Raw genomic sequence first — 22,307 nt, 5'->3', positions numbered from 1 at the left:
GGCGGAGATTCTGTGATTACTCCGTGAAGGAAAGCCAGGGGTAACCTGCCGCCGTGATCATAATCACGGAACGTAATGGACTGTTGTGCGACGAAGAGGGAGGAAGTCCGGAAAGCGCTTCACGGCAGACAACCCGCGCTTTGCGCATCTTCGACATGAGCAGGCTCAATAGCCATCAAGAACCCTGAGAAAACAGCCGATTTGCAATGCTTCACTCTCATCGCCGACAGCCCACCGCTGTGCGTTCACCGCACCGGAGGCCGCTCATCCCCTGTGTACGGACGAGAGCGCCGCGCCTCTCATCCCGCACCCCCGAAATCTCCACAGGGTGACGACAGATCCCTCATAGGTCATCATCGGCTGGCCCGGCCGCGCCCTGCCACGCGCCGGTTCCGAGGGGGACTAGGGGGAAGGGGAACCCGCCCGATGACGCGCAACTGGCGCCGCAGGCCCGGCCGTCGAGGCGGTGCGGCGCTGCTCGCCACCGCAGTGGCCACCACCGGCATCGTGTACGCCGGACTGCGGCTCGACGGCGGCCCCACGCAGGGCAGCCGCGACCAGGAGACGGGTACAAGCACCGTGACCGAAGGCGCCGCCTTCAAGCAGGCGGCGCGGACCGGGGAGCCCGTCGAGGTGACGGCCGCGCGCACCGCCCGTTCCACGACGTGGGCCCGCCCGGACGGCCGGATGGCCAAGCAGCTTCACTCCTCGCCCGTCCGCGCCAAGGTGGGCGGCGAGTGGAAGAAGATCGATGCCGGCCTGCGCCGCACGGGAACCGGGTGGGAGCCGAAGGCCACCAACACCCGCATGGTGTTCTCGCCCGGATCCGGGGAGCAAGGGGAGCGACGCGCCTCCCGCTCCACGGTGCGACGCGTGTCCCTGGTGCGGCAGGCTGCTGCGGACGCCACCGAGAATCCACTGGTCACGCTCTATGTCGGCGCCAACAGCGAGTACAAGATCCAGCTCACCTGGCCCGGCCCGGTCCCGGCACCGATCATCGACGGCAACCGCGCGCTGTACCCGGAGATCTTCCCCGGCGGCGACCTCGTGCTCACCGCCGACGACGACGGCTTCGGCCAGCTCGTGGTCCTGAAGAACCGTCAGGCGTCCTCCGACCCGCACGTCCAGCAGTTGGTGTACGGCCTTCACTCCGCCGAGCTCACCTTCCGCCTCGACCCGGTCACGGGGATCATCAGCGCCGAGAACGCCGATGACGAAGAGGTCGCGATGTCGCCCACCCCTCTGATGTGGGACAGCAGTGGGCAGCCGGCAGTCACCGACGGCGGCGTCGGTGCGACAGCCCAGCCGACCGAGCCCGAATCCCCCGACCCGACGGACTCCGGAGCCCTTCCCGACGACAGCCCGACCCCGACCGTCGAAGAAGAAGCTGTCGAGTCCGATGAGCAGAGCGACACGGACGTCGAGGTGCTGCCCTCGGCGAGCGACGGATCCGCCCCCGAACCATCGGAGTCACCGCTGCCCTCGGCGCCGGCGGAGCCGACTCCGGCGTCGTCGCAGTCCGGTGCCGCCGCGACGCTCGGTCTGCCCTCCCTGGAGGGTCCTTCTCCCGACTCACGGGGTGAACTCGTCGAAGCCGACCTGTCCGCAGGGCAGTGGATGCTCACACCGGACAAGGACTTCCTCGACGACCCGGCCACCACATACCCGGTGTTCATCGACCCGTCCGTGAAGAAGCACACCCAGAACTGGACGACCGCCTACAACCGCCACCCCAACGCCACGTTCTACAACGGCAAGGGCTTCAACAAGGGCGGCACCCATGAGGCCCGCGTCGGCTTCGAGTCCGACACCTGGGGCACTTCGCGGTCCTTCTTCAACATCTCCTTCGACAAGGATCTGAAGGGTACGAAGATCACCCGCGCCAAGCTTCGCCTGCTGGAGACCTACTCCTGGTCCTGCAACGCGCGTTCGATGAGCGTGCATCTCACCGGCGAGGTCGACTCCCACACCAACTGGAAGAACGCTCCCAAACTCCACGACGGCAACAAGCTGGCCAGCAAGAGCTTCGCGCACGGCTACAAGTCCGGCTGCCGGGACGCCTATGAGACGTTCGACGTGAAGAAGGGCGCGCAGAAGGCAGCCGACAAGGGGAGCGACACCATCACCTTCGGTCTGCGTGCCCGCGACGAGAACTCCCAGTACGCGTGGAAGAAGTTCCGGGCCAACGGTGATCACGCCCCCGTCCTCGAACTGGTCTACAACCGCCGGCCTTCGATCGTGTCCAACTCGCTGGACCTCGGCCCGGACGGCAAGTGCACCACCACCAAGCCGTACGTGCGCATGGGCTCCGGTGACCTGACCTTCACCGCCAAGGGCACGGACAAGGACAAGAACCTGGACCATCTCGACTTCGACCTCTGGCCGACCGGGCAGTGGGACTCCGCCGGCGACCTGCTCGACTCGACCGGCAAGGTCTCCGTCGGCGGCGACACCGGCACCGCGCTGAGGACGACGAAGGGCTTTTCCACGAGCAAGCTCAAGAACGGCACCACGTACTCCTGGCGGGTTCGGGCGATCGACGATGCCGGGACGACATCGTCGTACTACCCGGTCAAGACACCCTGCCGGTTCGTCCTGGACACCTCTGCTCCCCGGCCGCCCGTGGTCAGTTCCACCGACTTCCCCAACGCCGACGGCAACCAGAACGGCTTCGGCAACGACGCCGAGGACGCCAACTGGTCGGCCAAGAAGTTCGGCACGCCGGGGTCGTTCACCGTGCGCGCCCTGAACAGCGACGTCGTGCGCTACGAGTACGGCTTCAACTCGGCCACCTACATCGGCGGCATCAGCCGCACGAGCGGCACGGCCACGAGCGTGAGCGCCTCCCTCACCGGGGCCAAGCCACCGACCGCAGGGCCCAACGTGCTCTACGTCCGTACCGTGGACGGCGCGGGCAACCCCTCGGATCCCACGAAGTACTTCTTCTACGTCACGCCACGGGACCAGGCCGACAGCCCCGGTGACTTCACCGGCGACAAGCTGCCCGACCTCATGGTCGTCACCGAGGGCGGCAACCTGGCCATGTACCCCTCCCAGGCCGACAAGGACGATCTCACCAAGGGCACCGGCGACCTGGACTACTCGATGGCCGGCGCCTATCGGTCCAACCCCGACAAGGATCCCAACGGCGACGACCTGCCTCCGTACGTCGCCGCGCCGTCAGGGCACTTCAAGGGAGCCCTGATCACCCACAACGGTGACATCTACGGTGGTGACGGCCTTCAGGACCTCGTCGTCCGTCTCGGAGGTAGGCTCTGGGTGTACCCCGGAGACGGCTACGGCTCCGTCAACATCGACAAACGGCAGGAGATCCTGCTGCCGGAAGGGTCTCCCGATCCGGCGGACTTCACCCAGATCCTCAGTGCGGGAGATGCCACCGGCGACGGCCGCGCCGACTTCTTCGTCACGGCGCGGAACTCCGCCGGAACCGACGACGAACTCTGGGCCTTGACCGGCTATCACGGCGCGACGGTGGACCAGGCCGTGCTCCTCAACGCCTCCGCCTGGAAGGTGCGCGACCTCGTCGTCGCCCAGGACGTCTCGGGTGACGGGGTGACCGACCTCGTCTACCGGTCCGACGTCTCGGGGAAGCTGTGGCTTCGCAAGGGCATCGCCGCTTCCGGCGGCGGGGTCGCTCTCGGCTCGCTGGCGACGGCGGCTAACTCGTCGGGTGGAGAGGACAACGAGTACGGTGCCTCCGGCTGGTCGAGCAGCGGCAAGCCTCATCTGATGGGCACGCCGAGCGCCGACGGGGACACCGTCCCCGATATCTGGGCCGTCCTCGCCGACGGGTCCGTGCGCTTTCACCCGGGCGGCAAGACCGTTCTGAGCGGCTCGGGTACGGAGATCATCGGTCGGGCCGACTACTGGAAGACCCGTATCACCATCGGGTGATGTCTCTGGGGTGTGTGGCCGGGGTCCCGCGGAAGGCGAGCCCCGGCCCCGCTCACAACTGGCTCAGGATCGTCGGGTCCGTGATCTTCGTGTCGTTCGCCAGCAGCATCGCCTTGCTCAGGATCACCGCCAGCATGCGGTCGCCCTCATAGGGGAGGTAGCCCGCCCGCGGGGCCGACGGGTCGGACTTCGGGACGATGCAGAGGTACTGGTCGTTCGGGGTTCTGAGGATGTTGCCCGAGCCCAGGTGGATCTTGTACGTGTGGCGGTCGCCCTTGACGTGGAGGAAGCGGCCCTCCAGGGTGCAGCGGTCCGCTATCGCCAGGCGGGGGACCAGGCGTTCGAGCAGGAGCCGCCGTGTCTCGGCGCTCTGGTTGAGTTCTCCGAAGCCGTACGACGTCCAGTACTCCCGGAAGCGGCCGCCGGGGCCGCCGTCCTGCCAGGTGGGGTCGTTGCCGATGCTGGCGACGCCGACGAACAGGTCGACGTCGCGCAGGACTTCGGAGAGGACCAGGGGCGGGATGTCCTCCAGGGGGATCGGGGCGACGGGGTCCTGGCCGTCGCGGAGCCACATGGCGTACTCGCCGCCGGAGCAGTGGGCCGAGTTCTCCGGGGCGTCGATCGGGTAGAAGCGGACCTGGTCGGTGCGCAGGCGCAGGTAGCTGCCGGAGTCGGTGGTGTCGACGCCGTACTCCTCGCCGTCGCCCTCGATCCAGTACTCGGCGCGCAGGCCCCACTGGGGCAGTTCGCGGGTGGCGGGAGGGGCCGAGTCGTCGACGCACAGGCGGAGCTTGTTGCGCCACCCGCGGAGCGCGGCCAGGGAGTGGAACTGGTGCTGGCGCAGGACGTGGGCCGCGAAGCGGTTGGAGTAGGTGCGGGTCGCGCACTCGGCGTCCGTGAGCAGGTAGACCTCGCGGTGGGCCTGTTTGAAGGGCTGGGTGACGCCGTGCCGTTCCAGCCAGTCGCGCCACGCGACGATCTCGGCGGGCTCGTGGCCGACCGGGTGCCAGAGTTCGACCAGCGCGCCCTGGCGCAGCGGTTCGTCGGCCAGGGTGCGCAGTTCTCCGTCCGCGAAGCCGACCGTTGTGCCGTCGATCGTCCACAGCAGGCGGCGGGCCAGCGTGCCGACGAGCGGGTGGTCGAGGTAGCGCTCGCGCCAGACGGCGTACGGCCAGCTGCGGCGGGCCAGGAACTGGCGGTCCAGGCGCTCGCTCTGCGCCGAGAGCATCTTGTCGATGTCCTTGACCGCGGTCTTCAGGTCTTTCAGTTCGTCCGGGTGGTCGCGCTTCACCGCGGCCGGGACACTCTTGACCGGTTTGCCGGCCGCGTTGCGCCAGCCGAGCACGGCCCGGGTGCCCTGGATCTCCAGCAGGGCTGTCGCCTCGCCCAAGTGGTGCGTCGCCCGGCCGGCCTCCGTCAGGCCGTACGCCGGGACCGCCAGTTCCTCGATCTCCTCGCGGCTGAGGCCGAGCGCGGTGGCCCGGGCCTCCAGGGCCGCGTCGAGGAGCTTGGCGGTGTTCTTGTAGGTCACCCGCGTGGCCAGCCGGGCGAGTTCGGCGAGGGCGGCTTCGGAGTCGACGCGGGCGAGCGCGACGACGCCCGCGTTGGCCACCTTGGGGTTGCGGGGGCCGATGCCCGCGACCTTCCTGAGTGAGGTCTCGACCAGGGCGCCGAGGGCCCGCGCCGTGCCGGGGTCGGGTGGCAGGAGGGAGAGGAGCCAGGCCAGTCCGCGCAGGGCCGTGGCGTTGTACGGGTCGTAGGCGTTGTTGATGTCGGGCTCCCATGCCCGGCGCTCCAGCGGGAGCGTGCGGGGGCGGCCGACGAGGGCGAGCCAGGACAGGAGCCTCTCGCGGACGGCGTCCGCGCCCAGCGTCTCCAGCAGGGCACGCGCCCCCTTGTCCCACTTGGCGGTGGGCTTGGAGGCGGTGGCTGTCAGCACATGCCTGAGGAGTGCCTGCCAGTCGGGGGCCGCGGCGTCGCGCATGGCCTGTTCGGACCATGCCTCACCGACGTTGAGGACAGGGTCGGTGAGCTGCCGGGCCAGGCTCGTGAGGTCGTCCGCGCGGTAGGCGTCCAGGACGGCGCGGCGGACGACGGCCACCACGGGCGCGGGGAGCTGGCGGCCCGCGGCCAGTTCGGCGCGGGCCAGGACGTCGAAGCGGGCCGCGTGCCAGAAGGTCTGACGCCGGGCCAGGTCGGCCAGGGCCCGGTGGCGTTCGGCGCTCAGCGGGTCGTCGTCGAGACCCTCGGAGACCAGGCCGCACAGGGCGAGATGGCGGCAGCGGTCCTCCGTGTCGTCACCGGCCTGCCCGAAGCGGTCGGCCAGGGCGTGCAGCAGCTCGCGGCGGCGCTCAGCGGGCAGGTCGCGGAGCTGGTCCAGCACCGGCTCCCAACTGCCGCCCCAGGTGCCCCGGCTGGAGTCCAGGGCCCGCAGCGCCTCGTCGGCGACCCGGCCCATGTCGCCGTCGGCGATCCTGTTGCGCAGCCGGTCCAGGTGGGACCGGGGCGTGCGGAAGGCGCTCATCAGCCACCCACCAGGGGCACGAGCTTGAGGAACGTGACCTCGGTGCCGAGCGTCAACTCGATCTCCTCGTCCGGGTCGGTGACCTGACGGTCCCCCACCAGCACCAGGAACCCGTTCCCCGCGAACGCCCGCAGGGCCAGGGCCGTCTGCGTCTCGGGGTCGATCCGGCGGGGCGTGCGCAGCGCGTATCCGTTCAGCACGCGCTCGGTGTCCTCGGGCTGCACCAGGCCCTGGAACACCTCCGGTGTCCGGGCGTTGAACTCGGCGACCTCCTGGAACACCCGGCGCCGGATCAACTCCCGTGCGGTCAGCCGCTCCTCGGCGATCTCCAGCCCCCAGGCCGCCCGCCGCTCCCCCGCTGTCGTCTCGTCGACGAACGTCACGATTGCCATGCCGACGACAGTACGAGGCACCACTGACAATCACCCGGGAGCACATGTTGAACATGTTCAAAAAGGGGTCTAAGGTCATCCTCGACAGCGTTTTGAACATGTTCAAGAAGGGTGGGGCAATGGACCGCACGGTCGTCGCCTACGTCATCTACCTGCTGGTCAGCGTCGGTCTGACCATCTGGGTGGCCCGCACGCTCAGCCGGAACGGGAGGATCTTCCTCGCCGACGTGCTGCACGGCAACGAGAAGCTCGCCGACGCCGTCAACCACCTCCTGGTGGTCGGCTTCTACCTCGTCAACCTCGGGTTCGTCGCGCTGTACCTGAGCGGCGACGGGACCATCACCGACACGCGCGGCGTCTTCGAGGCCCTGTCGACCAAGCTCGGCGTGGTGCTGCTGGTGCTCGGCGTGATGCACCTGGCCAACGTCTACGTGCTCAACCGGATCCGGCGGCGCGGTGCCATGGAGCGCGAGCAGGTGCCGCCGGTGCCGCCGCAGGGCTGGGCCGCACCGCAGACCCAGGCCTGAGCGGAGCGCTTCGTGAACGCCACCACCCCGGTCCGCCGGCTCACCGTCCTCTACGACGCCGAGTGCTCCCTGTGCGCGTTCCTGCGCGACTGGCTCCGGCGGCAGCCTCAGCTGGTGCCGCTGGAGCTGGTCCCGGCCGGTTCCGAGGAGGCCCGGCGGCGGTTTCCCGGCCTCGACCACGGCGCCACCCTCGACGAGATCACCGTCGTCGGCGACGCAGGGCAGGTCTACCGGGGCCCTGCCGCCTGGATCGTCACCCTGTGGGCGCTGCGCGAGCACCGGCCGCTCGCCCACCGGCTCAGCACCCCGTCCGGCGCCCGGCTCGCCAAGGGCGCGGTGCTGGCCGCCGCCAAGTGGCGCGGTGCCCAGGGGAACCGGGGCCAGGGAAGCGGGGCGCGGTGGGGCGGGCGGGTGTACCGGCGGGCGGACGGGTGGGCCTACGACCCGGACATCGGCTGGACCTACACCGCGCCGGGCTGCGCCGACGGCACCTGCGCCCCTCGCCGGGCACCGGGGCTCTGACGTTAGGCTCTCTTCCCGTGTCCGCGAAGAACGACGGCCCCGACGACGGCGCCACCCCCAGCAAGTCCGAGCAGACCCGCGCCCTGATCCTGGAGACGGCCATGCGGCTGTTCCAGGAGCGCGGCTACGACAAGACGACGATGCGGGCCATCGCCAAGGAGGCCGGGGTCTCCGTCGGCAACGCGTACTACTACTTCGAGGGCAAGGAACACCTGATCCAGGGCTTCTACGACCGGATCGCCGCCGAGCACCAGGTGGCGGTCCGGGAGATCCTGGACCGGGAGAGCGATCTGGAGGCCCGGCTCGCGGGCGTGCTGCGGGCGTGGCTGGACATCGCCGCCCCCTACCACGAGTTCGCGGTGCAGTTCTTCAAGAACGCCGCCGACCCGGACAGCCCGCTCAGCCCCTTCTCCCCGGAGTCGGAGCACGCGCGCGAGCAGGCCATCAGCGTCCACCGGGAGGTGCTGGCCGGGGCGACGAAGACCAAGGTGGCCGAGGAACTGCGGGACATCCTGCCCGAGTTGATGTGGCTGTCCCAGATGGGGCTCGTCCTGTACTGGATCTTCGACCGGACCGAGGGCCGGGAGCGCAGCTACCGGCTCGCCGAGCGCGGGGCCCGGCTCACCGCGCGGGGCGTCGCGCTGGCCCGCTTCCGGGTGCTGCGGCCGCTCGTGCGCGAGGTGCACGAGCTGTTCACGGACTTCCTGCCGGGCATGACCCGGGCGATCCCGGACCCCGCCACGCGGCGGACCGGCTCCTAGAGCGACCACTCCCAGAGCGCCGTCTCCCAGAGCGACGGCTCCCAGAGCACCGACTCCCGGAGCACGTCAGAGCTGCGTGAGGCTCCAGAGCCGGAACACGCCCGTGCCGTCCGACAGGTACTGGCCGCCGCCGATGTCCTCGGTGGTGACGACGTACTCCTTCGCCTGCCACAGCGGCAGCACCGGCACGTCCTGGGCGACGGTCTGCTGCACCGACTGGAAGTCCCGGTCGGCCTCGCCGCGGTCGGCGTAGCGCCGGCTGTCCTTGATGAGCCGGTCGACGGTCTTGCTGCTGTAGCCGGTGTTCATGGCGCTGCCGGTGCCGACGAGCGCGGCCTGGAAGGTGTCCGGGTCGGGGAAGTCGGCGACCCAGCCGACGGCGTACGCGTCGAGCTCGCCGCTCGCCCAGCGCTTCTGGAAGTCGGTCCACTCGTAGCCCTTGAGGGTGACCTTGAACAGGCCGCTCGCCTCCAGCTCCCGTTTGATCTCGGTGGCCTCCTGCTCACCGGCGCCGCGACCCTTGGCGTAGCCGTAGGTGAAGCGGACGGGCAGGGTCACGCCGGCCTGGGTGAGCAGTTTCCGTGCCTTCTTCCGGTCCGGCTCGGGATAGTCGTCGAAGAACGAGGCGGTGTGCCCGGTGAGGCCCGCCGGGATCAGCGAGTACAGCGGGTCGACGGTGCCGTCGTAGACGGTGGCGGCCAGCCGCTCGCGGTCGATCAGCCAGGCCATGGCCTGCCGGACCTTCGGATTGTGCAGGGGTTTGCCCGCGCGGGTGTTGAAGTACAGGTTGCGGGTCTCGGAGCCGTCCGCCTCGAAGACGCGCTGCGAAGGATCGCTCGGGTTCAGGTCGGCGAGGACCGCGGGCGGCAGCTGGTCGGTCGTGACCTCGACGCGCTTGTCCTTCCACGCGGTGTCCAGGGCGGCGGGGGTGGCGTAGTAGCGCAGTTCGACGGGTCTCTTCGCACCGCCTTTGACCGCGCCCAGGTAGTGGCTGCTGGGCGCGAGGACCGCCCTGGTGTCCTTCGTGTAGCTGGTGAGGGTGTACGGGCCGGTGCCGTCGACACGGCTGCCGGTGCGCAGCTTGCCGGCCGGGTACGCGGTGTGGTCGACGATCGAGCCGGCGCCGGTGGCGACCTTGAACGGGAACGTGGCGTCGGGCGAGGACAGGTGGAAGGTGACGGTCAGCCCGTCGGCGTCCACGGAACGGAGGGTGTCGAGCAGGGACGCCGGGCCGACCGGGGACTTGATCTTCATGATCCGGTCGAAGGAGTACTTCACGTCCTCGCCGGTCATCTTCCGGCCGCTCGGGAAGGTGAGGCCGGAACGCAGTTGGCAGCGGTACGTGGTCAGGTCGCCGTCGGTGAACGCGCAGCTTTTGGCCGCGTCCGGTACGGGTGCGGTGCCGCCGGGGGCGAAGGTGAGCAGCGACTGGAAGACGTTGCTGAACAGCGCCCAGGACCCGGCGTCGTAGGCACCGGCCGGGTCGAGGGACGTGACGGCGTCCGTCGTGCCGACCGTGATGGCCGTGCCGTCCTTCTTCGACGGCACGAGCTGCCAGGCGCCCACACCCACGGCCGCCAGGACCAGCAGTACCGCGAGTATCCGCATGCGAACCGATCGCATCGGCGTTGTCCTCCCAGGCCCGTGGGCCCTTGTGCCAGTGCCACACCCCATTGGGGCACCCCTTTGGGGCGGCCTCACCCAATCACAGGAGTTTGAGCCGGCGGAAGGGAGATCTGCCGAGTTGGGAAAGAACTTACCGATGGGCGTTTCGGTCCGGTTTCACAGCGTGCTCACAGGGTCAGGCCTGCCGTGACGCCAGCTCGATCAGGGTGATGTCCGACGGTGCCCCCACCCGGGTGGGCGGGCCCCAGGCGCCCGCGCCGCGTGAGACGTAGAGCTGGGTGTCGCCGTAGCGCTCCAGGCCCGCGAGGGTCGGGTTCGCGGCGGCGGCGACGAGGTTGCCGGGCCAGAGCTGGCCGCCGTGGGTGTGGCCGGACAGCTGGAGGTCGACGCCGTGCTCGACGGCGTCGTGGATCTGCACGGGCTGGTGGGCGAGCAGCACGCACGCGCGTGCCGTGTCTCGGTCACCGAGGGCCCGGGCGTAGTCGGGGCCCTGGCCCTCGTCCTCGCCGGCGATGTCGTTGACTCCGGCCAGGTCGAAGTACGGCATCTCCCTGCGGGCGTTCTCCAGGGGGACGAGTCCGAGGCGGCGGACCTCCTCGACCCACTGCTCGGCGCCGGAGAAGTACTCGTGGTTCCCGGTGACGAAGTAGGACCCGTGACGGGCCTTCAGCTGCGCCAGCGGGGCCGCCGCGGGGCCCAGGTCCTTGACGCTGCCGTCGACCAGGTCGCCGACGACCGCGATCAGGTCGGGCTGGGTCGCGTTGATCGTGTCGACGACCTTCTGCGCGAAGCCGCGGCCCAGGACCGGGCCGAGGTGCACATCGCTGACCACGGCGATCCGGTACCCGTGCGCGGCGCGCGGCAGTCTGGCCAGGGGCACGGTGACCCGCTTCACCTTCGGCCCGCGCAGCACGCCGTACGTCCCGTACCCCACAGTCCCGACGGCAGCGGCAGCGGCGGCCCCGGCGACGACCCGGGAGACGAAGAGACGGCGGGAGGGGCCGGCGGGGGCGGAGGCGGTGCTGCCGGGGGCGCCCGGGGTGGTGAGCAGCTGCGGGGAGCTGTCGGGGGTGGCGGGTGTGGGGCCGGCTTCGGGGTGAGGGGCGGTGGGGGGAGCGGTCACCGTGCCGCCGGGGTCGGCGTGCGTGGCGGTCGCCGCCACGCACGTGGGGGCACCGCCGGGCGCACCGGCCCCGTCGTCCGTCTGCGGGCCGACCGCCGTCGCGGACAGGGGTGCTCCGCCGGTCCCGTCCGCCTGGGGTGCGGCAGTGGGCTCACCGGCGCCGCCGGGCGCACCCGCCCCGCCGGGCGCCCCGGCACCGGGCTCGGAGCCCGTGCCCGTCGCCCTCGCCCTCGCCCGCCGCTCGAGGAACCACCGCAGCCCGGGCCGTACGGCCTCGCCCGCGACGACCGCCAGCAGCAGGTATATCGACAGGGCCAGCCACAGGAAGCCGGGCCAGGCGAGGACCTGTTGGAGCCAGAAGGGTGCGCCGGCGCGCTCGGCCACCAGGGCCGTGATCGCGAGGACCCAGCCGCCGGCGATCAGGATCGCGCCCGTGCGGCGGGTGAGGCCCGGGCCGCGGGTGGTGTCGCGGAACAGGCGGCGCCACACGTACCAGTTGGCCGTCACGATGACGGCCAGGACGAGCAGTGCGACGAGTACGAAGACGATGGCCACGGTGTCGTGTCTCCCGATTGCCGTTATGACGTCCGGCGCAGTGCGCGCAGACCACGCAACCCGATGGCCCCGATGGCCGTCCCCAATACGAAGGAAACGACGGCGAGCAGCAGGTGCACCCAGAAGTACGCCGTGGGATGACCGTCGTCGAAGGCGAGCCCGCTGCTGTCCTTGACAAGGTTCTTGACGAAAGTGATCCAGATGACCCAGCTCCACACCCCGAAGGCGAGCAGGAACCAGGAGACGGGGCGGCTGAGCTTCATGGCTCCAGTATCGCCAAGGCCTGTCCGGTTCCGTTCCCGGGGTGGGGGCGGAGGCGGGACTTCCCTGCGTACTGCATGTACGTTTCCGGTCGTGCCCGCTCCGAAGAAGACCGCCAGGCGATCCCTGCTGGTCACCTCCGCCGTCCTGTCGTCCCTCGCCCTGGCCGCGCCCGCCGCCGTCGCGGCCCCGAGCCCCTCGGGCAGTCCGTCGGCGAGCCCGTCGGCCACTCCCCCGGCGTCGATGTCGACCGTGGGCGGCGCCCGGCTCGGTAAGCCGGGCACCCAGGTGAACCTGGCGAGCGGCGTGCCGGTGCTGCCGAAGGACGTGAGCGCCCGCTCCTGGATCGTCGCCGACGCCGAGTCCGGTGACGTGCTGGCCGCGCACAACGCGCACTGGCGGCTGGCCCCGGCGAGCACGCTGAAGATGCTGTTCGCGGACACGCTGCTGCCGAAGTTCCCGAGGACGGCCAAGCACAAGGTCGTCTCCTCCGACCTGGCGGGCATCGGCTCGGGTTCCAGCCTGGTCGGGATAAAGGAGGACGAGACCTACACGGTCCACGACCTGTGGCTCGGCGTCTTCCTGCGCTCCGGAAACGATGCCGTGCACGTGCTGTCGGCCATGAACAAGGGCGTCGACAACACCGTCAAGGAGATGAACGAGCACGCCGAGGAGCTCCAGGCCCTCGACACGAACGTCGTCAGCCCGGACGGCTACGACGCCGAGAAGCAGGTCTCGTCCGCCTACGACCTGACGCTGATCGCCCGCTCGGGGCTGCAGAAGAAGGACTTCCGGGAGTACTGCTCGACGGTCCGCGCGAAGTTCCCGGGCCAGACGAAGAAGAACAAGAAGGGCAAGCCGGTCCGCGAGTCCTTCGAGATCCAGAACACCAACCGGCTGCTGAGCGGTGACGCGGGCCTGCCCGTCTACCAAGGCATCGCCGGTGTCAAGAACGGCAACACCACCAACGCCGGTGCCACCTTCACCGGTGTCGCCGAGCGGGACGGCAAGGTTCTGCTGGTGACCGTGATGAATCCGGAGAAGCAGGATCACAACGAGGTCTACAAGGAAACCGCACGGCTGTTCGACTGGGGCTTCAAGGCGGCCGGGAAGGTCCAGCCGGTGGGTGAGCTGGTGCCGCCGAAGAGCGCCGAGCAGGCCGGTTCCCAGCCCGGCGCGAACCCCTCCGGGGAGGCCGGCGGCTCCGGGAGCGGCGCGGGCAGCACGGCCGGGAAGCCGGTGGCCGGCGCCCCGGGCGCGGACGGCTCCGGCGGCATCGGGATCGCGCTCGGCATCACCGGCGGTGTGCTGGTGCTGCTCGCGGGCGGCGCGTTCCTGGTCAACCGCCGTTGGCCGCTGCCGGATCTGGTGCGCCGCCGGACCCGCCCCTGACGTCCGGCACGTCCGGCACGTCCGGCACGTCCTGGACTTCGTCCTGCTTGCTCTGCGTCGCCGTCCAGGAGGCGCAGAACAGCACCAGCTTCGAGGTGAAGTTGATCCACAGCAGCAGCGCGACGGGCACGCCGAACGCGCCGTACATGCTCTTCGCGGCCACGCCCTGCAAGTAGCCGCTGAGCAGCAGTTTCAGCAGTTCGAAGCCGACCGCGCCGGTCAGCGCCGCCACGAACAGGCGGTGGCGCGTGGGCTCGACGCCGGGCAGCAGCGTCAGGACGTAGAGCAGCAGCAGGAAGTCGGCGAGCACGGCGATCAGGAACGCGGCGATGTGCAGCAGGACGCCGCTCCAGCCGCCCTCGTCGATGCCCAGGTGCCGGGTGATCCAGCCGATCATCGCGGAGGCGACGGCGGAGGCGGCGATGGTGACGAGGAGCGCGCCGCCGAGGCCGAGCAGGACGCCCGCGTCCTTGACGTAGCGCAGGACCGGGTTCTCCTCCTCGTCGGGCAGCTCCCACACCGCGCGCAGGCACTCGCGCATCGAGCCGGCCCAGCTGACACCGGTGAAGAACAGCAGCGCGCCCGCGATGAGGCCGATCGCGCCGGCGTTGTCCACCAGGCCGGCGATGTCCAGCTGGTCGGAGATGCCGGGCACCTGCTCGGCGAGCTTGTCCTGGAGCTTGTTCTGCTGCTCCGTGCTGAGCGTGCCGGCGGCGATCGTGGCGGACACCGTCAGCAGCGGGAACAGCGCCACGAAACTCGTGAAGGTCATCGCGGCGGCCAGCCGCGTCCACTTCACGCGGTCCAGCCGCTCGTACGACCGCCACGCGTGGGTGATCATCAGCCGCTCCGCCCACGGCCCGACGACCGGGAGCCTTTTCAGCCAGTCCATGATCCGACTCTGCCCTCCGCCCGGAAGACCCATGTACGGGTACCCCAGAACCGCAGAATCGTGGCCAGCACCATGCCGATGACCGCGCCGGAGAGGGTGTCGGCGCGCTGGGAGGTGAGTCCGAGGCCGTAGTGGCTGACGGCGAGGCAGAGCAGTTGGACGGCGGCGCCGGCGAGGTTCACCAGGAAGAAGGCTGCGTACGGGCGCAGGCCGCTGATCCGCCTGTCCCGGTAGGTGCCGAGGGCGTTGCCGGCGTAGGCGACCGAGCAGGCCGCGACGAAGGACAGGGCCTTGGCGGTGAGCGGGCCGAGTCCGGCGGGGCCGCGCAGGCAGGTGAACAGGGCCAGGTCGACGGCGTAGGCGAGGAGACCGACGACGGCGAAACCCAGGAGCTCCCGGCGGCCGGGGGCTGGGGGGCCCGACCACGCGCGCGTGGTCACCAATTGGCCACCGCCAGGCCGTACATCGCCACCCACACCAGGCCGATCAGGGCGAGCGCCCGGTCGCGCAGGACGACGTCCTCGGGTTCGCCGGCCGTGCCCCGGTCGGCGAAGACGGCGTACCGGAGGATCGCCAGGATGAAGGCGACCATGGACAGCTGCCGCCAGGGCAGCACGCTGGTGTGCGGGACGCCGCCCTCCTCCATGGCCCACAAGCAGTAGCCGAGGACGGCGGCACCGGCCGCGAGCTGCCAGACGAAGCGGAGATAGCCGGTGGTGTACTCGGTGAGCAACGCGCGTGTGGCGCCCGCCTTTCCGGCCATCTGCACGGCTTCGGAGTAGCGCTTGGCCGCCACCATGAACAGCGCGCCGAAGCCGGTCGTGATCAGGAACCAGCGCGACAGCGGGATGCCGAGCGCGAGCCCGCCGATCATCGCCCGCATGAGGAAGCCGGTCGTGACGACGGCGAGGTCGACGACGAGGACGTGCTTGAGGCTGACGCAGTAGGCCAGTTGCATGGCGAGGTAGGCGGTCAGCAGGGCGGCGACGGCCGGGGAGCAGAGCCAGGCCGCGGCGGCGGGGGCGAGCAGGCCGAGGCAGCCGCCGACGGCGTAGGCGAGCGGTACGGGGACCTGTCCGGCGGCGACCGGGCGGTGCCGTTTGGTGGGGTGGGCGCGGTCAGCCTCGGCGTCGCGGGCGTCGTTGACGAGGTAGACGGCGGCGGCGCAGGCGGTGAAGAGGACGAAGACAAGGGCGAGTTGCAGCAGAGCGTGCCGGGAGAAGAGCTCGCCGGCGGCCGCCGGGGCGGCGACCACGAGGACGTTCTTCACCCACTGCCGGGGCCGGGCGGTCCGCAGGAGACCGGCCAGGACACCGCCCTTGTCCGGTGGCGCGGACGGTGCTTCGTGGGTGCGCTGCCGCAGGACGGCCGTCTCAGCCATGGTGGGCCCCTCCCCTCATCCAGCGGGCGCCGAGCCGAGCCGTGAGCGCACCGAGGGCCGCGCCCGCGGCGACGTCCGAGGGGTAGTGGACGCCGGCCACCAGCCGTGAGAGGCACACGGCGGCGGCGAGCGGCGGGACGGTGTGCGCTCCCAGGGCGCCGAAGGCGACGGCGGCGGCAGCGGCGGAGGTGGCGTGCGAGCTGGGGAAGGAGTGCCGGCCGGCGGTGCGCACCAGGGGCTCGACGTGCGCGGGGCGCGGGCGGCGCACGACCCGTTTCACCCCGATGCTGACGAGGTGCGCCCCCGCGGTGAGCGCCGTGCCGCGCAGCCAGGCGCCGCGTCTTGGGCCGTCGCCGGCGGCTCCGGCGAGGCCCGCCGCCAGCCACAGCGCCGCGTGTTCCCCCGCCCAGGACAGGGCGCGTGCGGCGCCCGCCACGCGCGGGTCGGTGCCGCACGCCCTGAGCGCCGAAACGATCCGGTGATCCATGTCGTGCAGGTCGTCGAGGTCGTCCATGTGGACTCACTGTTCACGCCCACCTGGCCTGAACTCCGGCAATATTGAGCGACATCCCATTAATCACCCGTTTCGGGGAGGGATGCCATGTTCTCGAACTGATAGCTCACACAGGGGCGATACGGTCACGGACATGTCTGCCGACACCGATTCCGACCCGGACGTCATGGGCCTGGACCACACCACCGTCACCGGCTGGGGCCGCACCGCTCCCACCGCCGCCCGGCTGATCCGTCCGCGGACGTACGAGGAGGCCGCGGCCGCCGTCCGCGACTGCGGGGCCCGCGGCGGGATCCCCCGGGGCCTGGGACGGGCGTACGGGGACGCGGCGCAGAACGCGGGCGGGTCCGTGCTCGACATGACGGGCCTGGACCGCGTGCACGCGATCGACGCCGACGGCGGCACCGTGCTGTGCGACGCGGGCGTCTCCCTGCACCGGCTGATGGAGGTGCTGCTGCCGCTCGGCTGGTTCGTGCCGGTCACCCCCGGCACCCGCTACGTCACCGTCGGCGGGGCGATCGGCGCCGACATCCACGGCAAGAACCACCACGTCTCGGGCTCCTTCGCGCGGCACGTGCTCGCCCTCGAACTGCTCACCGCGGACGGCGAGATCCACACGGTGATCCCCGGCACGTCGCTCTTCGACGCGACCGCCGGCGGCATGGGCCTGACCGGGGTCATCCTCACCGCGACGATCCGGCTCCAGCCGGTCGAGTCCTCGCTGATGTCGGTCGACACCGAACGGGCGGCGGACTTGGACGACCTGATGGCCCGGCTGGCGGCCACCGACCACCGCTACCGCTACTCGGTCGCCTGGATCGACCTGCTGGCCCGGGGCGCCGCCACCGGCCGCGCGGTCCTCACCCGCGGCGACCACGCGCCCCTGGACGCGCTCCCGGCACGGCTGCGCCGCGATCCGCTCGCCTTTCGCACCTCGCGCCTCCCCTCCGCCCCCGGCGTCCTGCCCGAGGGCCTGCTCACCCGGACGACCGTGGGCCTGTTCAACGAGCTCTGGTACCGCAAGGCCCCCCGCGCGCGCACCGGCCGACTCCAGCGGATCTCCGCCTTCTTCCACCCCCTGGACGGCGTGCCGCACTGGAACCGCGTCTACGGGCGGGGCGGTTTCGTGCAGTACCAGTTCGTCGTCGGCTACGGCCAGGAGGACGCCCTGCGCCGCATCGTGCGCCGGATCTCCGAACGCCGCTGCCCGTCCTTCCTGGCCGTCCTCAAGCGCTTCGGTGAGTCCGACCCGGGCTGGCTGTCCTTCCCGGTGCCCGGCTGGACGCTGGCGCTGGACATCCCGGCGGGACTGCCCGGCCTCGGCGCGTTCCTCGACGAACTCGACGAGGAGGTGGCCGCCGCCGGCGGACGCGTCTACCTCGCCAAGGACGCCCGGCTGCGCCCGGACCTGCTCGCGGCCATGTACCCGCGCCTGGACGACTTCCGCGCCCTGCGCGCCGAGCTGGACCCGCACGGGGTGTTCGTGTCCGACCTGGCCCGCCGCCTCCATCTCTGAGCGATCCCTAGGAGCTGTCATGAAGGACGCCTTCGGTCTCCCCCAGTCCCTGCTCGTCCTCGGCGGTACGTCCGAGATCGCGCTGGCCACCGCCCGCCGGCTGATCGCCCGCCGCACCCGCACGGTCTGGCTGGCCGGCCGCCCGTCACCCGCCCTGGAGGAGGCCGCCGGGCAGTTGCGCGGGCTGGGGGCGGACGTGCACACCGTCGCCTTCGACGCGCTCGACCCCACCTCCCACGAGGCCGTGCTCGGCAAGGTCTTCGCCGAGGGCGACATCGACATGGTGCTGCTCGCCTTCGGCCTCCTCGGCGACCAGGCCCGCGACGAACGCGACCCGGAGGCGGCGGTGCGGGTCGCGCAGACCAACTACACCGGCGCGGTCTCGGCGGGCCTGGTGTGCGCCCGCTCGCTCCAGTCGCAGGGGCACGGCTCGCTGGTCGTGATGTCCTCCGTCGCGGGCGAGCGGGCCCGCCGCGCCAACTTCATCTACGGCTCCAGCAAGGCCGGCCTCGACGCCTTCGCGCAGGGCCTGGGCGACGCGCTGCACGGCACGGGCGTGCACGTCATGGTCGTCCGCCCCGGCTTCGTGCGGACGCGGATGACCGCCGGGCTGCCCGAGGCGCCGCTGGCGACCACGCCCGAGGCGGTGGCGACGGCCGTCGAGGTGGGGCTGCGGCGCCGCTCGGAGACGGTGTGGGTGCCGGGGGCGCTGCGCGTGGTGATGGCGGCGCTGCGGCACCTGCCGCGCGGGGTGTTCCGGCGGCTGCCCGTCTGATCCGCGAGCGGATCAGACGGTGGGGACCGAGCCGCGCTCCACGCGGCCGGTCTGCGGGGGGACCACCGAGCCGCCGAAGGGGAACTCGCGCAGCTTGCGCCAGACGCCGTCGGCGCCCTGCTCGTAGAGGGCGAAGCCGGTGCACGGCCACTCGGCCTCGTAGCCGGCGAGTTCCTCGAAGGCGCGGTCCATCGCCGCTTCCTCGATGCCGTGCGCCACGGTGACGTGGGGGTGGTACGGGAACTGCAGTTCCCGTGCGGCCGGCCCGGCGGGGTCGCGGACCTGCTCCTGGAGCCGGGTGCAGGCCTCCGCGCCCGAGACGACCCGGACGAAGACGACCGGGGACAGGGGCCGGAACGTGCCGGTCCCCGACAGCCGCATCGGGAACGGCCGGCCGGCCGCGGCGACCTCGGCCAGATGAGCCTCGACGGCCGACAGGGCGGACTCGTCGATCTCCGTCGGCGGCAGCAGGGTGACATGCGTGGGGATGCCGTGAGCCGCGGCGTCGCCGAAGCCCGCGCGCAGCTGCTGGAGCTCGCTGCCGTGAGGCTCCGGGACCGCGATCGAGACACCGATCGTTACGGTCCCCACGTCGTCTCCTGTCGTCAAGTTTGCGGGTCGCTGATACGACCACCCGGTTATCGACTGTACGGCCACGACCCGGTTCCAGGCAGGCGCAACGGAAGTGATGTACAGCGCTGTGCGGTGGTGCGCCTGTGCGCGGGAGCGGGTTCAGTGCTTGGCGGGCAGGAAGCCGACCTTGTCGTACGCCTGCGCGAGGGTCTCGGCGGCGACGGCGCGGGCCTTCTCGGCGCCCTTGGCCAGGATCGAGTCGAGCGTCTCCGGGTCGTCCAGGTACTGCTGGGTGCGCTCCCGGAACGGCGTGACGAAGTCGACCATGATCTCGGCGAGGTCCGTCTTGAGCGCGCCGTACATCTTGCCGGTGTACTTCTCCTCCAGCTCGCCGATGGTCTCGCCGGTGAGGGTCGAGTAGATCGTGAGGAGGTTGCTGATGCCCGGCTTGTTCTCGGCGTCGTAGCGGATCACCGTGTCGGTGTCGGTGACGGCGCTCTTGACCTTCTTCGCGGTGGCCTTCGGCTCGTCGAGGAGGTTGATGAGGCCCTTCGGCGTGGACGCCGACTTGCTCATCTTGATCGACGGGTCCTGAAGGTCGTAGATCTTCGCCGTCTCCCGGAGGATGTACGGCTTCGGGACGGTGAAGATCTGGCCGAAACGGCCGTTGAAGCGCTCCGCGAGGTCGCGGGTGAGCTCGACGTGCTGGCGCTGGTCCTCGCCGACCGGGACCTCGTGCGCCTGGTAGAGCAGGATGTCCGCGACCTGGAGGATCGGGTACGTGAACAGGCCGACGGAGGCGCGCTCGGCGCCCTGCTTGGCGGCCTTGTCCTTGAACTGGGTCATCCGGCTCGCCTCGCCGAAGCCGGTGAGGCAGTTCATGACCCAGGCGAGCTGGGCGTGCTCGGGGACGTGGCTCTGGACGAAGAGCGTGCAGCGGTCCGGGTCAAGGCCCGCGGCGAGCAGCTGGGCGGCGGCCAGGCGCGTGTTCGCACGCAGGTCCTTCGGGTCCTGCGGGATGGTGATCGCGTGCAGGTCGACGACCATGTAGAACGCGTCGTGGGTCTCCTGGAGGGCCACCCACTGGCGGACGGCGCCGAGGTAGTTGCCGAGGTGGAACGAGCCTGCGGTGGGCTGGATTCCGGAGAGCACGCGGGGTCGGTCAGAGGCCATGTTGCTTATTGTCTCAGAGGGCCGTGGGTGGTTTCGGCGGGTGGGGAACTGCGGACCGTTCGTGGTTGATCGCGCAGTTCCCCGCGCCCCTTACGGGGCGCTTCAGCCGAGGTCGATCTCGGGGTACAGCGGGAAGGCCGCCACGAGGTCCGTCGCGCGGTGGCTGATCTCGTCGGCGATCTTCGCGTCGAGGACGTGGGCCGCCTTGGAGGGGGCGCCCGACTTGGTGGTGCCCGGCTCGGTGGTGGTGAGGACGCGGTCGATCAGGGCCGCGACCTCGTCCATCTCCGCCGTGCCGAGGCCGCGGGTGGTCAGGGCCGGGGTACCGATGCGGATGCCGGAGGTGTACCAGGCGCCGTTCGGGTCGGCGGGGATCGCGTTGCGGTTGGTGACGATGCCCGAGTCGAGCAGCGCGGCCTCCGCCTGGCGGCCGGTGAGGCCGTAGGAGGAGGCGACGTCGATCAGGTTCAGGTGGTTGTCCGTGCCGCCGGTCACCAGGGTCGCGCCGCGCCGCATCAGGCCCTCGGCCAGGGCGCGGGAGTTGTCGACGATGCGCTGGGCGTAGTCGCGGAAGGACTCCTGGCGGGCCTCCGCGAGGGCGACGGCCTTGGCGGCCATGACGTGCGGGAGCGGGCCGCCGAGGACCATCGGGCAGCCGCGGTCGACCTGGTCCTTGAGCGAGTCGTCGCACAGGACCATGCCGCCGCGGGGGCCGCGCAGCGACTTGTGGGTGGTCGTCGTCACGATCTGGGCGTGCGGGACCGGGTCGAAGTCGCCGGTGAGGACCTTGCCCGCGACCAGGCCGGCGAAGTGCGCCATGTCGACCATGAGGGTCGCGCCGACCTCGTCGGCGATCTCGCGCATGATCCGGAAGTTCACCAGGCGGGGGTAGGCCGAGTAGCCCGCGACGATGATCAGCGGCTTGAACTCGCGGGCCGAGGTACGCAGGGCCTCGTAGTCGATGAGGCCGGTGGCCGGGTCCGTGCCGTAGGAGCGCTGGTCGAACATCTTGCCCGAGATGTTCGGGCGGAAGCCGTGGGTGAGGTGGCCGCCGGCGTCCAGTGACATGCCGAGCATGCGCTGGTTGCCGAAGGCGCGGCGCAGCTCCGCCCAGTCGGCCTCGGAGAGGTCGTTGACCTGGCGGGCGCCGGCCTTCTCCAGGGCCGGGACCTCGACGCGCTGGGCGAGGACCGACCAGAAGGCGACGAGGTTGGCGTCGATGCCGGAGTGCGGCTGGACGTAGGCGTGGCGGGCGCCGAAGAGTTCCTTGGCGTGCTCGGCGGCGAGGGACTCGACGGTGTCGACGTTGCGGCAGCCGGCGTAGAAGCGGCGGCCGATGGTGCCCTCGGCGTACTTGTCGCTGAACCAGTTGCCCATCGCCAGCAGGGTGGCCGGGGAGGCGTAGTTCTCCGAGGCGATCAGCTTGAGCATCTCGCGCTGGTCGGCGACCTCCTGGCCGATCGCGTCGGCCACGCGCGGCTCGACGGCGCGGATGACGTCGAGGGCGGCGCGGTAGGCGGTGGAAGCGGTGGAGAGGGGCTCGGCTGGCATGTGGGACCTCCGGACGTTGCGTTCAGCGTTCACGGTACGGCCCAGGCGCACGGCTCTCTCTGCTCGGGCCGCTCCCCGATGGTTCGTCCCATCCCAGCGCGCCAGTCACGGCCCGTGGATCAGGGTACCGGGTGAGGGGGTGGGGGAGCATCTGCCGGGTGGGCGTCGTTGCCTGGTGCGGGTGCCGCTGTGGCTTGTCGCGCCCCGCGGCGGAGCCGCACATCGATGCGGCCCCGCGCCCCTAGGTAGCGTCTTATCGATCACGCATCGAGCCAGATGAGTGTGCTGGCCAGGGTTATGGCGGCGAGGTAGCGGTCGGGCTGTTTGTCGTAGC

General features: G+C 71.0%; 19 protein-coding genes and 1 riboswitch. Of the genes, 7 read left to right on the top strand and 12 right to left on the bottom strand.

Annotation, left to right across the window (positions count from 1 at the left end; genetic code table 11):
- Positions 1 to 426 precede the first annotated feature (426 nt).
- Complete coding sequence (locus ABZ192_RS31480) at positions 427 to 3,915, top strand: DNRLRE domain-containing protein (protein ID WP_356927879.1); 3,489 nt, start codon at positions 427 to 429, stop codon at positions 3,913 to 3,915.
- Positions 3,916 to 3,967: 52 nt separating this feature from the next.
- Here ABZ192_RS31480 and ABZ192_RS31475 read toward each other — a convergent pair whose 3' ends face one another.
- Together ABZ192_RS31475 and ABZ192_RS31470 are read right to left on the bottom strand one after the other, a co-directional pair.
- Positions 3,968 to 6,439: a DUF4132 domain-containing protein gene (locus ABZ192_RS31475; RefSeq protein ID WP_356927878.1), complete on the bottom strand. Its 2,472-nt coding sequence runs from the start codon at positions 6,437 to 6,439 to the stop codon at positions 3,968 to 3,970.
- Positions 6,439 to 6,831, bottom strand: a complete 393-nt coding sequence (locus ABZ192_RS31470) for a hypothetical protein (protein WP_356927877.1) — start codon at positions 6,829 to 6,831, stop codon at positions 6,439 to 6,441. The genes ABZ192_RS31475 and ABZ192_RS31470 overlap by 1 nt, the downstream gene beginning before the upstream one ends.
- A 119-nt stretch (positions 6,832 to 6,950) precedes the next feature.
- Between ABZ192_RS31470 and ABZ192_RS31465 the strand changes: the two genes are divergently transcribed.
- The 3 genes from ABZ192_RS31465 to ABZ192_RS31455 are packed head-to-tail and all read left to right on the top strand — an operon-like array spanning position 6,951 to position 8,641.
- On the top strand, positions 6,951 to 7,358 hold the full coding sequence (locus tag ABZ192_RS31465) for a hypothetical protein (RefSeq protein ID WP_356927876.1): 408 nt from the start codon (positions 6,951 to 6,953) through the stop codon (positions 7,356 to 7,358).
- 12 nt (positions 7,359 to 7,370) lie between these two features.
- Complete coding sequence (locus ABZ192_RS31460; RefSeq protein WP_356927875.1) at positions 7,371 to 7,880, top strand: DCC1-like thiol-disulfide oxidoreductase family protein; 510 nt, start codon at positions 7,371 to 7,373, stop codon at positions 7,878 to 7,880.
- A 17-nt stretch (positions 7,881 to 7,897) separates the two neighbouring features.
- The gene (locus ABZ192_RS31455) at positions 7,898 to 8,641 is read left to right on the top strand and encodes a TetR family transcriptional regulator (protein ID WP_356927874.1); all 744 of its coding nucleotides are present in this window, start codon (positions 7,898 to 7,900) and stop codon (positions 8,639 to 8,641) included.
- Between the two features lie 66 nt (positions 8,642 to 8,707).
- Here the strand turns inward: ABZ192_RS31455 and ABZ192_RS31450 are convergent, their stop codons facing one another.
- From ABZ192_RS31450 to ABZ192_RS31440, 3 genes are all read right to left on the bottom strand, one after another.
- A complete protein-coding gene (locus tag ABZ192_RS31450) occupies positions 8,708 to 10,264 on the bottom strand; it encodes an ABC transporter substrate-binding protein (protein WP_356927873.1) in 1,557 nt (518 codons plus the stop codon).
- Between the two features lie 178 nt (positions 10,265 to 10,442).
- A complete protein-coding gene (locus ABZ192_RS31445; RefSeq protein WP_356927872.1) occupies positions 10,443 to 11,945 on the bottom strand; it encodes a metallophosphoesterase in 1,503 nt (500 codons plus the stop codon).
- A 23-nt stretch (positions 11,946 to 11,968) separates the two neighbouring features.
- Entirely contained in the window at positions 11,969 to 12,208 is a 240-nt protein-coding gene (locus ABZ192_RS31440) for an SCO4848 family membrane protein (RefSeq protein WP_010047056.1), read from the bottom strand.
- Between the two features lie 91 nt (positions 12,209 to 12,299).
- Here ABZ192_RS31440 and ABZ192_RS31435 point away from each other — a divergent pair, with 91 nt between their 5' ends.
- Positions 12,300 to 13,598, top strand: coding sequence for a D-alanyl-D-alanine carboxypeptidase (locus tag ABZ192_RS31435; protein WP_356927871.1), 1,299 nt, complete (start codon positions 12,300 to 12,302; stop codon positions 13,596 to 13,598).
- Here ABZ192_RS31435 and ABZ192_RS31430 read toward each other — a convergent pair.
- The 4 genes from ABZ192_RS31430 to ABZ192_RS31415 are packed head-to-tail and all read right to left on the bottom strand — an operon-like array spanning position 13,546 to position 16,385.
- Positions 13,546 to 14,490 (bottom strand): YihY/virulence factor BrkB family protein, encoded by a 945-nt coding sequence (locus ABZ192_RS31430; protein WP_356927870.1) that lies wholly within the window; start codon positions 14,488 to 14,490, stop codon positions 13,546 to 13,548. The genes ABZ192_RS31435 and ABZ192_RS31430 overlap by 53 nt on opposite strands.
- Positions 14,478 to 14,930 carry a GtrA family protein gene (locus ABZ192_RS31425; RefSeq protein ID WP_356927869.1) on the bottom strand — a complete coding sequence of 151 codons (453 nt, stop codon included), beginning with the start codon at positions 14,928 to 14,930 and terminating at the stop codon, positions 14,478 to 14,480. The genes ABZ192_RS31430 and ABZ192_RS31425 overlap by 13 nt, the downstream gene beginning before the upstream one ends.
- On the bottom strand, positions 14,927 to 15,871 hold the full coding sequence (locus ABZ192_RS31420) for a decaprenyl-phosphate phosphoribosyltransferase (RefSeq protein ID WP_356927868.1): 945 nt from the start codon (positions 15,869 to 15,871) through the stop codon (positions 14,927 to 14,929). Before ABZ192_RS31420 ends, ABZ192_RS31425 begins: the two co-directional genes overlap by 4 nt.
- Positions 15,864 to 16,385, bottom strand: coding sequence for a phosphatase PAP2 family protein (locus ABZ192_RS31415; protein WP_356927867.1), 522 nt, complete (start codon positions 16,383 to 16,385; stop codon positions 15,864 to 15,866). The genes ABZ192_RS31420 and ABZ192_RS31415 overlap by 8 nt, the downstream gene beginning before the upstream one ends.
- A 133-nt stretch (positions 16,386 to 16,518) precedes the next feature.
- Here ABZ192_RS31415 and ABZ192_RS31410 point away from each other — a divergent pair, with 133 nt between their 5' ends.
- Together ABZ192_RS31410 and ABZ192_RS31405 are read left to right on the top strand one after the other, a co-directional pair.
- Positions 16,519 to 17,901, top strand: a complete 1,383-nt coding sequence (locus tag ABZ192_RS31410) for an FAD-binding oxidoreductase (RefSeq protein WP_356927866.1) — start codon at positions 16,519 to 16,521, stop codon at positions 17,899 to 17,901.
- Between the two features lie 19 nt (positions 17,902 to 17,920).
- On the top strand, positions 17,921 to 18,676 hold the full coding sequence (locus ABZ192_RS31405; protein WP_356927865.1) for a decaprenylphospho-beta-D-erythro-pentofuranosid-2-ulose 2-reductase: 756 nt from the start codon (positions 17,921 to 17,923) through the stop codon (positions 18,674 to 18,676).
- 12 nt (positions 18,677 to 18,688) lie between these two features.
- On the opposite strand, the gene ABZ192_RS31400 is transcribed toward ABZ192_RS31405, so the two are convergent.
- The 3 genes from ABZ192_RS31400 to ABZ192_RS31390 form a co-directional block, all read right to left on the bottom strand.
- The gene (locus ABZ192_RS31400) at positions 18,689 to 19,267 is read right to left on the bottom strand and encodes a 2'-5' RNA ligase family protein (protein WP_356927864.1); all 579 of its coding nucleotides are present in this window, start codon (positions 19,265 to 19,267) and stop codon (positions 18,689 to 18,691) included.
- Positions 19,268 to 19,408: 141 nt separating this feature from the next.
- Positions 19,409 to 20,422: a tryptophan--tRNA ligase gene (gene trpS, locus ABZ192_RS31395; RefSeq protein ID WP_356927863.1), complete on the bottom strand. Its 1,014-nt coding sequence runs from the start codon at positions 20,420 to 20,422 to the stop codon at positions 19,409 to 19,411.
- A 102-nt stretch (positions 20,423 to 20,524) separates the two neighbouring features.
- Complete coding sequence (locus ABZ192_RS31390) at positions 20,525 to 22,006, bottom strand: glycine hydroxymethyltransferase (protein ID WP_356927862.1); 1,482 nt, start codon at positions 22,004 to 22,006, stop codon at positions 20,525 to 20,527.
- Positions 22,006 to 22,092: riboswitch (ZMP/ZTP riboswitch) on the bottom strand. (Overlaps the previous gene by 1 nt.)
- Positions 22,093 to 22,307: the final 215 nt, after the last annotated feature.

Origin of the sequence: Streptomyces sp. NPDC006235 (genome assembly GCF_040613735.1) — a bacterium.
In the GTDB taxonomy this organism is placed as follows: domain Bacteria; phylum Actinomycetota; class Actinomycetes; order Streptomycetales; family Streptomycetaceae; genus Streptomyces.
Note: the sequence above shows the minus strand (reverse complement) of the source record. Positions and strands in the feature narration are given on the sequence as shown.

Excerpts from the sequence above, each read along its gene's own strand:
- ABZ192_RS31480 (WP_356927879.1), top strand. The coding sequence starts at position 427 with ATGACGCGCAACTGGCGCCGCAGGCCCGGCCGTCGAGGCGGTGCGGCG.
- ABZ192_RS31475 (WP_356927878.1), bottom strand. The coding sequence starts at position 6,439 with ATGAGCGCCTTCCGCACGCCCCGGTCCCACCTGGACCGGCTGCGCAAC.
- ABZ192_RS31470 (WP_356927877.1), bottom strand. The coding sequence starts at position 6,831 with ATGGCAATCGTGACGTTCGTCGACGAGACGACAGCGGGGGAGCGGCGG.
- ABZ192_RS31465 (WP_356927876.1), top strand. The coding sequence starts at position 6,951 with ATGGACCGCACGGTCGTCGCCTACGTCATCTACCTGCTGGTCAGCGTC.
- ABZ192_RS31450 (WP_356927873.1), bottom strand. The coding sequence starts at position 10,264 with ATGCGATCGGTTCGCATGCGGATACTCGCGGTACTGCTGGTCCTGGCG.
- ABZ192_RS31440 (WP_010047056.1), bottom strand. The coding sequence starts at position 12,208 with ATGAAGCTCAGCCGCCCCGTCTCCTGGTTCCTGCTCGCCTTCGGGGTG.
- ABZ192_RS31430 (WP_356927870.1), bottom strand. The coding sequence starts at position 14,490 with ATGGACTGGCTGAAAAGGCTCCCGGTCGTCGGGCCGTGGGCGGAGCGG.
- ABZ192_RS31420 (WP_356927868.1), bottom strand. The coding sequence starts at position 15,871 with ATGGCTGAGACGGCCGTCCTGCGGCAGCGCACCCACGAAGCACCGTCC.
- ABZ192_RS31415 (WP_356927867.1), bottom strand. The coding sequence starts at position 16,385 with ATGGACGACCTCGACGACCTGCACGACATGGATCACCGGATCGTTTCG.
- ABZ192_RS31410 (WP_356927866.1), top strand. The coding sequence starts at position 16,519 with ATGTCTGCCGACACCGATTCCGACCCGGACGTCATGGGCCTGGACCAC.
- ABZ192_RS31405 (WP_356927865.1), top strand. The coding sequence starts at position 17,921 with ATGAAGGACGCCTTCGGTCTCCCCCAGTCCCTGCTCGTCCTCGGCGGT.
- trpS (WP_356927863.1), bottom strand. The coding sequence starts at position 20,422 with ATGGCCTCTGACCGACCCCGCGTGCTCTCCGGAATCCAGCCCACCGCA.